The organism is Bdellovibrio sp. BCCA (assembly GCF_037996825.1).
In the GTDB taxonomy this organism is placed as follows: Bacteria; Bdellovibrionota; Bdellovibrionia; order Bdellovibrionales; family Bdellovibrionaceae; genus Bdellovibrio.
Genome location: NZ_JBBNAC010000001.1, coordinates 2,481,620 through 2,495,762 on the forward strand (window position 1 = coordinate 2,481,620; position 14,143 = coordinate 2,495,762).

At 44.7% G+C, this 14,143-nt stretch carries 11 protein-coding genes; 7 read left to right on the forward strand and 4 right to left on the reverse strand.

All coding sequences use genetic code 11. The features are described from left to right. Window positions 1-73: 73 nt before the first annotated feature. The 5 genes from AAAA78_RS12065 to AAAA78_RS12085 all read left to right on the forward strand — a co-directional run bounded on the left by AAAA78_RS12065 (window position 74) and on the right by AAAA78_RS12085 (window position 5,036). On the forward strand, window positions 74-469 hold the full coding sequence (locus tag AAAA78_RS12065; RefSeq protein WP_340592301.1) for a hypothetical protein: 396 nt from the start codon (window positions 74-76) through the stop codon (window positions 467-469). Between the two features lie 55 nt (window positions 470-524). Continuing rightward, window positions 525-2,639: an LTA synthase family protein gene (locus tag AAAA78_RS12070; RefSeq protein WP_340592302.1), complete on the forward strand. Its 2,115-nt coding sequence runs from the start codon at window positions 525-527 to the stop codon at window positions 2,637-2,639. Then, on the forward strand, window positions 2,620-3,306 hold the full coding sequence (locus tag AAAA78_RS12075) for a response regulator transcription factor (RefSeq protein ID WP_295899766.1): 687 nt from the start codon (window positions 2,620-2,622) through the stop codon (window positions 3,304-3,306). Before AAAA78_RS12070 ends, AAAA78_RS12075 begins: the two co-directional genes overlap by 20 nt. Further along, the gene (locus tag AAAA78_RS12080; protein WP_340592303.1) at window positions 3,284-4,741 is read left to right on the forward strand and encodes a sensor histidine kinase; all 1,458 of its coding nucleotides are present in this window, start codon (window positions 3,284-3,286) and stop codon (window positions 4,739-4,741) included. Before AAAA78_RS12075 ends, AAAA78_RS12080 begins: the two co-directional genes overlap by 23 nt. A gap of 85 nt (window positions 4,742-4,826) precedes the next feature. Continuing rightward, window positions 4,827-5,036, forward strand: a complete 210-nt coding sequence (locus AAAA78_RS12085) for a hypothetical protein (RefSeq protein WP_295899758.1) — start codon at window positions 4,827-4,829, stop codon at window positions 5,034-5,036. 137 nt (window positions 5,037-5,173) lie between these two features. On the opposite strand, the gene AAAA78_RS12090 is transcribed toward AAAA78_RS12085, so the two are convergent. The 4 genes from AAAA78_RS12090 to AAAA78_RS12105 all read right to left on the reverse strand — a co-directional run bounded on the left by AAAA78_RS12090 (window position 5,174) and on the right by AAAA78_RS12105 (window position 12,256). Then, entirely contained in the window at window positions 5,174-8,896 is a 3,723-nt protein-coding gene (locus tag AAAA78_RS12090; protein ID WP_340592304.1) for an ABC transporter transmembrane domain-containing protein, read from the reverse strand. A 256-nt stretch (window positions 8,897-9,152) separates the two neighbouring features. Further along, window positions 9,153-10,442, reverse strand: coding sequence for a putative Na+/H+ antiporter (locus tag AAAA78_RS12095; RefSeq protein ID WP_340592305.1), 1,290 nt, complete (start codon window positions 10,440-10,442; stop codon window positions 9,153-9,155). A 47-nt stretch (window positions 10,443-10,489) separates the two neighbouring features. Continuing rightward, complete coding sequence (locus AAAA78_RS12100; RefSeq protein WP_340592306.1) at window positions 10,490-11,401, reverse strand: ADP-ribosylglycohydrolase family protein; 912 nt, start codon at window positions 11,399-11,401, stop codon at window positions 10,490-10,492. 9 nt (window positions 11,402-11,410) lie between these two features. After that, window positions 11,411-12,256, reverse strand: a complete 846-nt coding sequence (locus AAAA78_RS12105; RefSeq protein ID WP_340592307.1) for an HNH endonuclease family protein — start codon at window positions 12,254-12,256, stop codon at window positions 11,411-11,413. 115 nt (window positions 12,257-12,371) lie between these two features. On the opposite strand from AAAA78_RS12105, the gene AAAA78_RS12110 reads away from it, so the two are divergent. Both AAAA78_RS12110 and AAAA78_RS12115 read left to right on the forward strand, forming a co-directional pair. Continuing rightward, the gene (locus tag AAAA78_RS12110) at window positions 12,372-13,394 is read left to right on the forward strand and encodes a hypothetical protein (RefSeq protein WP_340592308.1); all 1,023 of its coding nucleotides are present in this window, start codon (window positions 12,372-12,374) and stop codon (window positions 13,392-13,394) included. A 15-nt stretch (window positions 13,395-13,409) separates the two neighbouring features. After that, window positions 13,410-14,111, forward strand: a complete 702-nt coding sequence (locus tag AAAA78_RS12115) for a Crp/Fnr family transcriptional regulator (RefSeq protein ID WP_340592309.1) — start codon at window positions 13,410-13,412, stop codon at window positions 14,109-14,111. Window positions 14,112-14,143 lie beyond the last annotated feature (32 nt).

A 14,143-nucleotide genomic window follows, 5' to 3' on the forward strand; every position in this document is an offset into this window, starting at 1 on the left:
ATCATGGACGGTACTATAAGCCCTATTGCGTGGCAACAAAAGGCCGTGCATTATATTGAGAAAGGGGGAAACAATGCTGAGTTTCATCGTCGTCTTATTCCTCGCGGGTGATGCGCAGGCCCAAGAACAGGCCCCGCCCAAGAAGATCAATACAAACCTTTATGAGCAGGAAGCAGAACCTGAAAAAACCAAAAGCTTTAGCGCCAAAGTGAAAGTGGTGCGCGAAGAAAGCGATGGCGTTGAGGTGTTTTTTGAAGGAGAGAACAAAGGCGCATACAGCCTTTTGCGCTCTACGGAGCACTATGCCAAGATGCTTAAAGATCTCGAAGACAGTCGTAAACCCACAGGCAAACCTGTGAAAGTTGTCGCGACGACTGAAAAACGTATTAAGACCGTTGAAAAAAGCAAAAGCACGGAAGGTTCCGGAGACCCGAACAAACCTTGGGATTTCGGAAAAATTCCAGACTGAGCCCCATCTGATTCATCTTGCGTAAGCGCTCGGGAAGTGAGATTTTCAGCCTTCAATGAAAACATCCCGGGCGCAGTGGCTTAACCAATCTTGGCTGTACTTAAAACGCATTCTGATCGTGAATGCGGTCTTCATCGTGATTGGCTTTTTGTGGCGAGTCGCTTTCTATCTTTACTACGGAAATTCCCAAGAACTTTCGCAACTGCACGGTGATGTTCTTCACGCGTTTGTTTTAGGCGCGCGCTTTGACAGCACGGTTTTATTTTATATCAACGCCATTCCTTTTTTGATTTTGTTTTTGCTAAGCCTTTTCTCTTTCTGGAAGGGCTTTGAAGGTTTCTTAGGAAAAATCTTTTCGCGCTTCACAAAGTTTTTAATCCCCTACTACACCGTCATGCTTTTGATCGTGACATTTATTTCTGCGGTGGATTTCGGGTTTTATAGTTTCTATCAAGACCGTATCAATGTTTTGATCTTTGGTTTTTTCACTGACGACACGACGGCCTTAATCAAAACCATGTGGAGAAATTACCCCATTGTTTGGATTTTCTTAGGGCTTGGTGTTTTCACTTACTGTTTGTGGAAGGGTTTAAAGATCAACTTTACGGAAGGTCGGGAATGGCTTCCGTTAAAGTCCTACGCCGTTTCTTATCCTATTTTCGTGCTATTCTTTTTTGCGTTGTTCTTGCTTAATGGCGTCGGAGCCCGCGGTTCTTTAGCACTTTTTCCTTTAAGCGAAATGGACACCGGGATTTCTAAAAGTATTTTTGTGAATCATTTATGCTTTAACGGCACACGCGCTTTTTCTCGCGCCATTGAACTAAAGTCTTTGCAGACCTCAAAATGGGATAGCAATCTTCGTCATTATGGCTACGGTGACAATCCGGCTTTAGCCTTTGCGGATTTTTATCAGATCCCTTTGGATAAAGTTCCTGCTGATCCCTTGGAATTAATGAAACACAAAACCCCTCCAAATCCTTGGGCTGAAAAAACGCGTCCTCATGTCGTGGTTTTGACGATGGAGTCTTTAGGGGCTTACTGGTTTAAATACCAAGATCCCAGTTTTGATTTGGTTGGGAACTTTAAAAAGCATCTTCATGAAGACACTTATCTGACGCATTTTCTTTCGAGCACCAATGCGACGATTGGAAGTTTAAGCTGCTTGATGATTGGCTCCCCTCAAAGACCGATCAGTGAGTTTTTGACAGAGAGTGATTACCTGCAAGTGCCTTTCCGCTCAAGTCCTGCACGTGTATTTAAAAGTGCCGGTTACAAAGCAAGATTCTTGTATGGTGGAAATCCCGGCTGGCGCGAAGTGAATAAGTTTGCCTTGATGCAGGATTTTGACACGGTTGAAGGTGAAACAGAGATCGCCGAGGGCCTTGGTGGACTTAAAGAAAAACATGATTGGGGCATCTATGATGAAGATGTTTTTGATTATGTCTTTAAAACTTTGAGTGACGCCAAAGAACCGCAATTCTTGCTCACAATGACGACGACCAATCATCCTCCTTATCAGCTTCCCGCAAGTTATGAATCTCCAGAATTAAAGGTACCTGACGAGTTGGCTTCTCGTCTGATTGTTGATAAAGCTTTAGCGGCTCAGCGTTTTGCGACTTATCGTTATTCTACTGATAAGCTCGCTGCATTCTTGGATCGCATTAAAAAATCCCCTTTGAAAGACAAAGTCATTATCGCCGTTACTGGTGACCATACGTTTTGGATTGTGAACTTCACCGAGCAAGAACTTTTACAAAAAGGCTCGGTTCCCTTTTACATTTACATGCCGGAAGCCATTCGTAAAAAATTAGATCCGGAAACTTTTGGTTCGCAAGTCGATATCGCTCCCACTTTGTACAACCTTGCTCTTTCAAATCAGGAATATAATTCTTTAGGACGTGATTTATTCTCTAAAGGTGACGACTTTGCCGTGAACGCTTCCAACCTGATTGTCGACCGCACCGGCGGAGTGTTGGCGGCTGGCAAAGCGATTGATGACCACGCTCTGGATTGGCAAGGCTCTTATGAGCGTTTGATCCCTGGTGAAAACACGGAGCATAAAAAATCTTTGTCTGTGAAATACAAATCCTTGATGGGCGTCCTAGATTACTATTTCATGAAAGAGAAACAAGATAAGAAAGGCATGCAGCATGCGAATTCTCGTCGTTGAAGACCAGGCCAAAATGGCGAACTTTCTAAAAAAAGGTCTGAATGAAGTCGGCTATGCAGTGGATATTGCCGAGTGCGGCTCTGCAGCCGAATCTTACATGGCTCAAGGTGATTACGATCTTGTGATTTTAGACGTGATGTTGCCTGATCAAAGCGGCATCGATACCGCTCGCCACATCCGTCGCGATGGTTACGATGGCCCGATCTTGATGGTCACGGCTCTTTCTACAACCAAGGACAAAGTTCATGGACTTGACGCTGGGGCTGACGATTATTTGACGAAGCCTTATTCTTTTGACGAACTTCATGCGCGCGTGCGTGCTCTTCTTCGTCGTAAAACTCCGGCAGGCAATGGTGTTGCTTCAAACACTTTAAAGTATGCGGATCTTGAATTGGATTTGATTCAGCGTAAAGCGCGCCGTTCAGGCCAAGAGATTTCTTTAACAACAAAAGAATTCGCTTTGCTTGAATACTTTATGCGTAATCCTGAAAGACCTTTGGGCCGTGTTTCTATTGCCGAACACGTTTGGGATATTCACTTTGATTCTGAAAGCAACGTCATCGATGTCTACATCAATTTGCTACGTAAGAAAATTGATGCTCCTTTTTCAAAGCGACTGATTCATACAGTGGTAGGCACGGGTTATGTTCTTAAAGAGAATTTATAATTTCTTTTCAAGTTTCAGCATCCGTCTGCGTTTGTCTTTGATCTTCGTTCTGATTTTCGGAGCGACGACAATCTTTTTTAATATGTTCTTATTCAAGGCGATGATCGATACGCTTCAACAAGACTTTGATGATGCGCTTTTCAACTACTCCGTCGACGTTTCGGAAGGAATTGAGATTGGGGTCAAGGGTGATTTAAGCTTTCCTCCCCTGCGCTTAGATCATGGTAAAATTCTTCCGTTCCCTTTGGGAACAGCTTTGATTCAAGTGCGCCACAGTTCAGGTGCCGTCCTTGCGCGCGTTGGGAATTTCGGGGAATTTAATCCACCTTATAAAAAAGATTTCGAGCGCATTTGGGCTGGTGAAGAAGCGACTTATCGAACCATTGAACACATCCGCAATATTCCCTCAGCCGAAGCGGATTCTTACCGATTGATTTCGTTTCCTTTAGACAACGCTGCAAAACCGCAGCTTCTTTTGCAAATTGCGGTTCCGATGACGTTGATGGAAACACAGATCTCGCAGCGTTTAACGCTCTTGCAAGTCGGTATTCCTTTTGTATTGTTAATTGCAACTCTCGGTGGTCTTTTCCTTTCTGCTCGTGCACTGAATCCGTTGAAAAACATGATTAACACCGCCAAAGAAATCAAGGCGAGCGAACTGTCTCAACGAGTTCCTATTCCTAATGCCAATGACGAGATTAAAACTCTCGCTTTAACTTTGAATGAAATGCTCGACCGTATTCAGCAGGCCTTTCAAAGTCAGGAGCGTTTCGTCGCGGATGCTTCTCATCAGCTGCTCACTCCTCTAACGATCATGCGTGGGGAATTGGAGCTTCTGCAAAAGACTGAGAAAAAAGATATCGATCAGTTTATTAAAAGCGGTTTGCAAGAGGTGGATAATCTGTCAAGCATTGTGCAAGAGATGTTGCTCTTGGCTCGCGTCGATGCCGGGATTGGCGCTTTAAACATGCAAGAGATTGCCTTGGATGAGTTGATCTTTGAAGTGCTGCCTCGTTGTGAGAAGCTTGCAAGTTCAAAAAATATCAAAATTAAACTCAATATCAACAACGAGACATCCGAAGATCGCAAAATGGTCCGTGGAGATAATGATCTTCTTCAGAATCTTGTGACGAATGTGATTGAGAACGCGATCAAGTATTCTCCGAACGGTGAAGTTGTGACTGTCACTTTGGTTTGGAAAGAAGATGTGACTGAACTTATCGTGGATGACAACGGCCCCGGCATTCCTGAAGAACTTCTTCCATTCATTTTCGAACGCTTTTCTCGCGGGTCTAATATGGAGACACGAGTTAAGGGCTTTGGTCTGGGTTTAGCGATTGCTCAAAAAATAGCCATTCTTCATGAGGCTAAGCTAACTGCGCAAAATCATTCAGGACACGGTGCGAGATTTAGTTTTGAAATTAAAAACATTTAATTCGGTTTTAATGGGGGTTTTAACACTGTTTGCTAATCTTCTAGTGTTTCCAATTGAAGCTAACAATAACCATTAGGAGGTTACTATGAAAATCGCTTCTGTTTTGATGACTCTTGTTTTTGCTGGTGTAGTTGCTCAAGCTAACGAAACTGCTCCTGCAGCTGCTGCAACAACTACAGCTCCTGCTGCTCCTGCAGCTGAAATGAAAAAAGAAGAAACAAAAGCTCCAGCTAAGAAAAAACACGCTAAAAAAGCTGAGAAAAAAGAAGAAGCTGCTGCTCCTGCAGGTCACTAATCCCCGCTATGCGGAGGAGGTGTCGCTTGCGACACTGGACTGCGCAGCTTAGGATAAGTGAGAGCTTCGCTCTTATGGAAAAGGGAACCGCAAGGTTCCCTTTTTTTATTTGTAGGAGGCACCGTGGCCTCCCCTTCTTAAACCAAACTTTCTTCGATTTCTTCTTTTGAAAACTCAGTCGGTCTGCGGATGGATTTCACTTCTCCGGCGGAGATCTCGACGATCTGATCGCAGTCGGCAATGGTTCCTAGGCGATGCGCGATGATGAGCATCGTGACACCTGTGAATGACTGACGAATTACTTTCTGCAATAGCGCATCTGTTTGCACGTCAACGCTGGCGGTGGCTTCATCCATCACAATCACACGGGCTTTTGTTAACAAGGCGCGCGCTAGACACAAGAGCTGTCTTTGACCTTGGCTTAAGTTCAACCCGCCTTCTGTTACCGGCGAATGAAGTCCTTGCGGAAGGTCTGAAACATACTCCCACATCGAAGCATGTCTTAAAGCGCCGATTACTTCTTCGTCTGTGTATTCATTGTAGCGATCCAAGTTGTTACGAATCGTTCCCATGAAAAGTGTCGGATCTTGCGGAATGATTGCAAGGCTGCGACGAAGTTTTTCTAAAGGTACTGACGCCGTTTCAACTCCATCGATTACAATGCGTCCGTCTTCGGCTTCAATAAATCTAAAAAGCGATTGGAAGAATGTGCTCTTCCCTGAACCCGTGCGACCAATAATCCCCACGCGACTTCCCGCTTCGACTTTAAAAGTGATTCCTTTTAAAACCAAAGGTAGATGATCGGCATAGCGGATTTTTAAACCTTCGACGGAAATTTCACCAAACTCCGGCCAAGTTGGACGAAGAGGCTCCGCACTTGGTTTGAGTACGGACTTTTCCGACGGTAGATTTGAGAAAAACTTTAAGCGCTCAATCGAGGTCATGCGCGATTCGATATCGGCAAAGACACGAACACCCCAATTCAAAAATCCCCAGAACGACAAAGAATACAAAGTCACAAGACCCGCCGTTCCCGCATCCATCACTCCCGCATAGGCAGACAATGTTACACCGATGGTTGTCGTCATTGAGATCAATCCCCCAATGAGCGGAATGCGTGACGAGAACCAACGATTGATCAAGTAATGCGAATAAAACATGCGTTGGCTGTGCGCGAGTTTGTCATAAAAGTTGCGCATAAACCAAGATGTTTTATTAAAACTGCGAATGACGATCAAACCTTGCAAGCTTTCTTTAAAGTGAGCGTAACGAGGAGATCTTGCCACGCTGTCAAAACGTTTTACTTCGCGCGCCGGACGACGATAGTCTCTTTGCAAGACGTAATACAACGCCATCACGGGACCAATCACCACGATCATCAAGGGCATCAATCCTAAGATCAGAACCAACGACACAACGACTTGTAAAAAGCAGTGAACCGCAGAGTCAAAACTCCATTGTAAATACACATCCACAGATTCGATATCTCGAGAGAATCTTTGAATGATTCGACCAATCGGTGTTGAATCAAAAAATCTCACAGGCGAATACAAAACGCTTTTCAGCATTTTATCATGCATGTTTTTACCCGCACGGATTCCGCGCTCTAACCAAAAAAGATGATTGAGCAACGAGCCCACAAGAACTGACAAACCAATCAAACCGTAAATTCCAACGGCCGATAAAGCTGTCCACTGAGTTTGATGGTCCGAATAGTACGACAGCCACGCTTTTTGTAAAAGCGGAAGCAATGTTACACCGACGGCTCCACAAAGAAGCACAGTTAAAATCAATGGCTTCGTATAACGGCCATCACCACCAAGTGAACTGATATAATCCCAGTAGACGGAACCTTTCACCGCTCCGACCTCGCGCTCTTCATCTTCTGTCACGCGGGATTTTTTATCATTTACGCTTTCAACGGCTTTAGCTTCCTCGGCCTCCATTGCGAGATTTTGACTTTCGGCTTTGCCCGCGTCGGCACCTTCAGCGGACTCCTGCTCGCCTTGCGTTTTTCCGTGTTCTTTATAAAATTCCGCAAATGGCTCGCAGATTTTAAGAAGCTCTTCGAAAGTTCCAGATCCTTTGACGACACCGTCTTCAACGAAGATCACTTGATCGAATTGTGGCAAATATTCCAAACGATGCGTCACCACAATGCGCGTGATATCTTTCCACGCGCCAAAAATCAGACGGTCACACAAAAGTTTTTCTGTATCTGCATCCACTGCCGAAAGAGGATCATCTAACAAAACCACTTGGGGCTTGCGCAAATAAGCGCGAGCTAAAGCGACACGTTGTTTTTGACCGCCCGAAAGATTCACACCTTTTTCGCCGATCTCAGTGCGAAGACCACCGGACCATTCTTTCAAGTCACGACTTAAGCAGCTGTTGTGCAAAGAACGACGAAGCTCTTCTTTAGAAACTTCTTCCCCGAAAGAAAGGTTTTCTAAAAGAGTGCTATTAATAATGTAAGCCTCTTGCGGCACATAGGCCATGCGGGGTCTTTCACCTCTTTCTAGCGGGAAAAACTCAACAGTTCCTTTTGTGACAGGCACTTCACCGAGCAATCCATAAAGAAGCGAACTTTTTCCTGATCCCACAGGTCCCACAATCGCCAATGATTGACCTGGTTGTACGCTTACATCCACACCGCGCAAAACATCTTCTTGAGAGCCAGGATAAGTGACAGTGACATTTTGCAAAGTCAGTCCCACCGGTGTATCAAGCTTGGTGCTTTCGACCGTGGAGATTTCCACTTCATCTTGCTTTAAGAAGTTAAGAATACGCCCCGCACCCACAACCGCCGTGGTGTAGCGTGAAATCAAACGCGATAAATCCCCGAACGGTCCTTCTAAAAGACCGAATAAAGAAATACACGTAAAGATAATCGCCGCATTCAAAGTTTCTCCGCGCCAGGCATGCACTGCTAACGCGACAAATAAAACTAATGTCGACACCGCCAAGTAACCTAAACTTGAAATCACTTCCGCGCGCGCCAAACGGCGGCGGCTTAAAAGTTCTTTTTCACGAACATCAGTGACTTCTTTGGAAACACTTTTTTCCCAAGCAAAAAACTTCACGACACGAATTGCGTTGAGAGCTTGAGTCATAAGTGTCACGCGATGATCGCGATGAGCCATCATCTCTTCATCAAGGCGTGTGAACTTTTTTGCGACATAGTTGGTTAACGGCGCCAAAGTAAAGAGCACGGCCAACGCTGCAAAAGCCGACCAACCGATATAATAAAAAAGCATCACGACAACACCGGTAATTAAGAAAATGGCCGACACCAAATCCCCAATCACTAATGGAAAGTCCGAGACCGAATCACTGTCGGAACTCATGTGGTTCACAATATCGCCGATTTGATTCTTCTGACGCGCACTTTGGCTGAGCTTCAAACTGTGGCGGAAGATCTTTTCATTCAAAACATTCGTCGCGATTTGATAAGACCTGAGAGTGTTATAAAAATAGTGCTGCATCCAAAGGCCCGACAAAAATCCACACACGCCTAAAAGAACACCATAGAGCAAAGCCCACGCGATATTCTCTTTCGTAACTCCGGAAGAAATCACTCCGACGAAACGATTGACCAGCACCGGCGAAAGCAAGGCCATCGTGGAACTTGCAAAATACCAAGTGTAAGCCGGGCGCGTGTATGCGCTCATGGCCTTAATTAAAGAAAATAAAAAAGCTTTTGGCGTTGTCCAAACAAGTTTATCTGTCGGAATCGCCGTATGCTCAGGATTAAGATCTTGAGGCAAGGGCAATAAATCCTCTTCGGAAATATTCTTCGCCTTGGCCAGTTTCACCAAAGGACTCACCTGCGAGAACAACATACGTCTAAAGAAATTCATAAGAATCCATAACTGCTCTAACGAGCATTAAATAACTATATATATTTGTATTCAGATCTTTACGTTGGGTTGAACGAGGATCTTATTTTTGGGACAGAAGAAGTACCATCATTGAAATCATAGTATTCATAATCATGATGACCTCCTTCTTACGTGTGAGATTTTTTAAGCGTAAACAAAGAAAAAAGCTTTGTCTAGCCCCTCCTAAAAAGAAAAACAAAAAATATTTAAGAGGGGTTCGACGTTCAAGAATTGGTTAAAGAACCCAAAGACAGAAAATGGCGACCGCTGTAGGAATGAGAGCTGCAATCAACAAGTTCAAAGGCTTGATTCCTCCGGGAAATTTATGACTGAGGATCGAATAACCTGCCGCGTTTGGCGCATTTGCAATGATTGTCAATCCACCGCCCGCGATAGCTCCCGCGACCAGAGCGTATTTGCTGGCTTCACTTAAACCCTCGACCTGAGACCCTAAATATGTGAGCGCGGCATTGTCAGTAATTGCAGTCAGCCCCACAGCGCCTTTAAACAAAAGCAGATCACTCATGTTTCCTAAAAGGGGCGCTAACCACCATTTTTGGAACGCTCCAAATTGAATGATTCCACCTAAGAACATAGAAACCAAAAGACTTTCTTTGAGGCGCAAAGTATCTTGATAACGTTGAGTGACAGTTGCGACTCCCAAGAAGAGCAAGAAAATCCCCAAGAACGCATTCTGATGGTGGCTTGTCACAACAATGCCCGCGAGGAAAATTAAGTGGATCAACGTCACAGGAAATGGAATTCCAGCCTGGGATCCGTGCAGGCGTTTTTCTACATCACGCAAAGTGATACAGCTCGTGGCAAATTCGCGGCGGAAATATAAAACCAAGGCGATTGTATTTACCACAACCGCAATTGCGCTCTTCCAGCCAAAATGAGTCAGGATAAACGTAAAATCCCAATTCCATTTGTGCGCCACCATTAAAATCGGCGGAGCTGCAAAGGGAGTCAGGGCTCCCCCAATAGAAACGTTCACGAAAAGAACGGCAATCAAAGCATAAATCAATTTATTGGATTCTTTGTGCAACATGGAATTGAGCATAAATGCTGTCACCGTCATCGCCGCAGGTTCGGTAATGAAACTTCCTGACAATGGGCCAAGAATTAAAACCACCGCAAGATCTGTGAGAATTGCAGGAGTTCTAAAAATTTTTTGAATCGCCGTACTTAAAAACAAAATCCCCTGACGAGCTGCCGCCAAAACAGGTCGTGTTGAACACACCACCATGATGGCGAAAATAAAGAACGGCTCCATGAAGTTTAAGGAGTTCTGATAGGCAATCGCAGCACCCCAACCTTCAAAAGAAATATAAATGATCATGAAAAGTGCAGCCCAGATTGCAAAGACGGCTTCGATTTCACCTAAAAGATGAAGGACATTATTCCACAAAGATTGTTTTGGAAAATGATGGGCCCATTGCAGGATACGTCCCACCATGAATGTGTGTACCACTGCCAAACCAAAAAATATCGCGCCTAAAAGTTCAATCGTTGTGTATGTCATTCCCACATACTAAACAATTTTAGAAAGAGCTCCAAACAGAACCGAACTCAATGCGTTAATTTTGCATTGAGTAAAAGCGAGAGAATTTCTTCTCGCATCTCTAATTTCTCAAGCCAACGCGCTGGAATCGCCGAGACTCCATAGTAAGCACCACAAAGCGCTCCTGCCACGGCACCGCAAGAATCCGAGTCATCACCACGGTTGATCACAGCGATCAATGCATCTTCTAGTGTGTTAAATTTCATAAAGGCCCAAAGCCCGGCGCACAATGTATCAACGCAAAATCCTGATGTGGAAAGTTCTTCCCAAGATGTTGTTGGAATTTTTTTTAGTTTTTCTGCAATAAGATTTGAAACCTTCTCTGCTTCTTTTAAAGCGGCTGCAAAAATCACCTCTTTGGAATTTCCATCAAGCGCACTTTTTAAAGCCGCGATTAAAACACGATCACTATCCACGCAGTTTTGATGCCCATGAGTCATTTTCGTTTGTGTCTCGATGATTTCTTCTAGTGAATAGATAAAGCCACCTTGATAAGTACCTACAGCATCATTGTTTAATAAACAGAGCGGAGCCACGCGCATAAGTGAACCATTGCCCTGAAACTTATTATCCACGTAGCCGCAAAGGCGAAGCGGCAGACCCGCTTTTAAATTCCTTAAACCGCGAATCGTCGTCGTGCCAATATCGGGAGGACGACTGTCAAACCACTTCAGCATTTCTGTTTTTAAAATATCAAAAGAAATTCGCTCAGGACTTTCAATAGCGCGCAAAACACAGAGCATGAGATCCGTATCGTCTGTAGCCTCGCCCGCTTTCCAGCGAAAGAATCCTCCGCCCACGATCTCCGTATGGAAATGCCACACGGGTGACGGCGGTAAAAATTCAAAAGGGGCTCCGAGAGAATCTCCCGCATGCAGCCCCCATAACATCCCTAGAACTTTTTGATGAGAATACTTCATTCCCTCTGATTACTGACAGAGGTTCATGTTGTCAGCAATAAAACGTCTTTGCTGATCTAATTCTTGCACACTGTAAGTCATTTTATTCAAATCACAGTGGTTCGTGCGGAGAAGCTCAAGCACCGTTTCTTTTTCTGGCGGTGTAAGTCCCAAAGACCAAATCAATTTCACCTTCAACCACTGCGCAATGTACTGGCACTGGTAAGCGGTGTTCGGAGGCATGTAACCTTCTGGAGTTTTATCACTCTTGGAAGTGTTTTCTTTTCCGTAAACTGCAAGAAGATGGAAGTCATTGCCAAGAAAGTTCGCATAAAGACAACGCTTCTGTCCGTTCCACTTGTAAGCACCACTGATGTATGCATTTTTCAACGGTACAAAGTGATCAATTTGCATATCTCCTGCACTCGTGTAATCGCGGCCCCCATAAGGATCACTCCACTTACCAGAAGAGACCGTGCAACCGTTTGTTCGGAAATCCACAGGAATCGAAGAGTCACGAATTAAGACTTTTGCGCGCGTGTTGTAGCAAGTGTTATCGCGGCGGTCATTCACCCAAGTGCCGAAATGTTTTTGACGATTGTAGGGCTCATTCACATCACCGTATTTTTCGTGGTGATAATCAAAATCAATCAAAGAATAAATTTTTGCAGCTAATTCGTAGAGGTTTTCAGCGTCGGACCAGAAGGATTGAGCGATATCGGCGGGATTGACAAAAGGAGTGTCAGCTTCGTGGCTTTTCACCACTTGCTCTTTCACGGTGTAAAATTCATCAAACCGTGGATTTCCCAATGTGTCTGTGGCGGCGTTTGATACAGACACGACAAGCAACATGATCATCAGAAGCAAGGTCTTCATGAAGTCTCCCAATCCCTAGGAAGTTGTTGTTTTACTTAATTAGATGCGGCCTCGGCGCGGTTGGCAATGAGTAATTTGTTAGACTTCCGTTAAGGATTTAAATACAACAGAGATTATGTTACGTGCCGGTCGTTTTCGCCATCGCCTCTTGGACGATGAATTTTTAAAAAATCAGGGGCCATTGGCTTTTCAGTGTTTGCAAAGTTTTTTACAACTCTGGCGCACGGGAAGCCTTAATGATGTCGAAATGGCCAGTGCCTACATCCTGATTTTTGCGTTTCTCCGTCGGCCTAAAGATTTTTTAGGTGGAGTTCATAACGAACTTTTAGACCGTGACAAAAGCCAAAACGCCGTTTCGTCAGAAAAAGTCTTAAGCGTTCTACAAAACTCACTGCCCGCTTCTTTGCGTGATTCGAAATCTCTGCAAAGGTTGAACAGTCCGGTTTCTTTTGTTGAACACTTTTGCTCCATGAGCTGGCGGTCCATTCCACTTTCAGTTCAACAGTCTTTAAGTGCCTGGAGCTCGGGACGCTATCCTTTGCGTCTTCTGACAACAGTGCCGACTCCAGAAGAAGTTCTGGAAATGCAGGCCCAGGGGTTGCGTTGTATCAGCATGTTGATTCAAGAAAATGAAATCTGTCATTTCGTGGAAGAAGGTCGTGATGTTTTGGGGTTTATCGTTCACGACCTGATTCACGCCGATCATTTTTTTGCGGACCCCGTCAAAGCTCAAGCGCAGATTCACTTTTGCCAAAAACTTCTCGTGATTGAGAAGCTTCCGGAAATTCAAAAAATGCTCTCGGGCGACATCACCTTTAAAGGTGAGTTTCACTATCTAATGTCGGATATGAATTCGGTACCACTGCATTTACTGAAGACTTTGAAAGCGATTTTATTGGGATATTTCAAACGCCGGGAAAATGCCGCGATGAATGCTCCTTTGCCTCCTCAAGTTGAGACAGAGTTTTTAAAGCTGTTTAAAGCGATTTTGGATCCTTGGAGTTTCCCGCAAGGCGCTCTGGAGGCGGCTTATCGTCTTAACACACCTCTCTACAAAGGTCTCGATGACAGTGAAATGTTGCACCTGGCTCTTTCTCGATCCGAGAGAAACTTCAGTGACGAAAGTACTTTTGTTTGATACTATTATCTTTATATGTCAACGAAACGCGACTGTCCTACGCCTACACACAATTCGTCCTGCCAATCCTGCGGAATGCGTTTTGATAGTCTTTTGTGTTCTTCACCAGATGTACTTTTGATGATTGAAAAAGCACGTGTCACTTGCCGTTATAAGGCAGGTCAGGTGATTTTTTACGCTGGCAATGACCCTTTAGGAATTTTCACGATTCAATCAGGCTTGGTAAAGCTCGAAGTAACTTCAGCTTCTGGCGGAGCCCACACTTTGCGCATGATCGGCGCCGGCGGAGCTTTGGGCTACCGTTCCCTTTTTGCTGGTGAGCCCTATCACGCTTCGGCCGTCGCGGTTGAAGACTGTGAACTTTGCTTTCTTCCGAAGGCAGAAATCATGAATATCTTTAAGACCCATCCGGACCTCGCGATGAAACTTTTGTCGCACATTTCTAAAGATCTCCGTATGGCTGAAGAAAAGTGGATGGATCAAATGGATAAAGGAGCTTCAGAAAGAATTGCCGAAGCGCTTTTATTCCTCCAAGATCACTTCTCGCACCAAAACTGGACCCGTCGAGAAATCGCTCAATGGGCCGGGACGACTCCTGAGACTGTGATTCGTACTCTTTCTCAGTTTGAGAAAGAAGGCCTCATTGACCAAACCGACGGTCGTAGTATTCGCATTCTTTCTAAAGAAAAACTGCGCGAGCGCGCCGACGTCCGCTAGTCTAGAAGTATTTAATTGCGCAACAATTTGCA

Excerpts from the sequence above, each read along its gene's own strand:
- AAAA78_RS12075 (WP_295899766.1), top strand. The coding sequence starts at position 2,620 with ATGCGAATTCTCGTCGTTGAAGACCAGGCCAAAATGGCGAACTTTCTA.
- AAAA78_RS12105 (WP_340592307.1), bottom strand. The coding sequence starts at position 12,256 with ATGAAGACCTTGCTTCTGATGATCATGTTGCTTGTCGTGTCTGTATCA.
- AAAA78_RS12115 (WP_340592309.1), top strand. The coding sequence starts at position 13,410 with ATGTCAACGAAACGCGACTGTCCTACGCCTACACACAATTCGTCCTGC.
- AAAA78_RS12100 (WP_340592306.1), bottom strand. The coding sequence starts at position 11,401 with ATGAAGTATTCTCATCAAAAAGTTCTAGGGATGTTATGGGGGCTGCAT.
- AAAA78_RS12090 (WP_340592304.1), bottom strand. The coding sequence starts at position 8,896 with ATGAATTTCTTTAGACGTATGTTGTTCTCGCAGGTGAGTCCTTTGGTG.
- AAAA78_RS12065 (WP_340592301.1), top strand. The coding sequence starts at position 74 with ATGCTGAGTTTCATCGTCGTCTTATTCCTCGCGGGTGATGCGCAGGCC.
- AAAA78_RS12085 (WP_295899758.1), top strand. The coding sequence starts at position 4,827 with ATGAAAATCGCTTCTGTTTTGATGACTCTTGTTTTTGCTGGTGTAGTT.
- AAAA78_RS12095 (WP_340592305.1), bottom strand. The coding sequence starts at position 10,442 with ATGACATACACAACGATTGAACTTTTAGGCGCGATATTTTTTGGTTTG.
- AAAA78_RS12110 (WP_340592308.1), top strand. The coding sequence starts at position 12,372 with ATGTTACGTGCCGGTCGTTTTCGCCATCGCCTCTTGGACGATGAATTT.
- AAAA78_RS12070 (WP_340592302.1), top strand. The coding sequence starts at position 525 with ATGAAAACATCCCGGGCGCAGTGGCTTAACCAATCTTGGCTGTACTTA.
- AAAA78_RS12080 (WP_340592303.1), top strand. The coding sequence starts at position 3,284 with ATGTTCTTAAAGAGAATTTATAATTTCTTTTCAAGTTTCAGCATCCGT.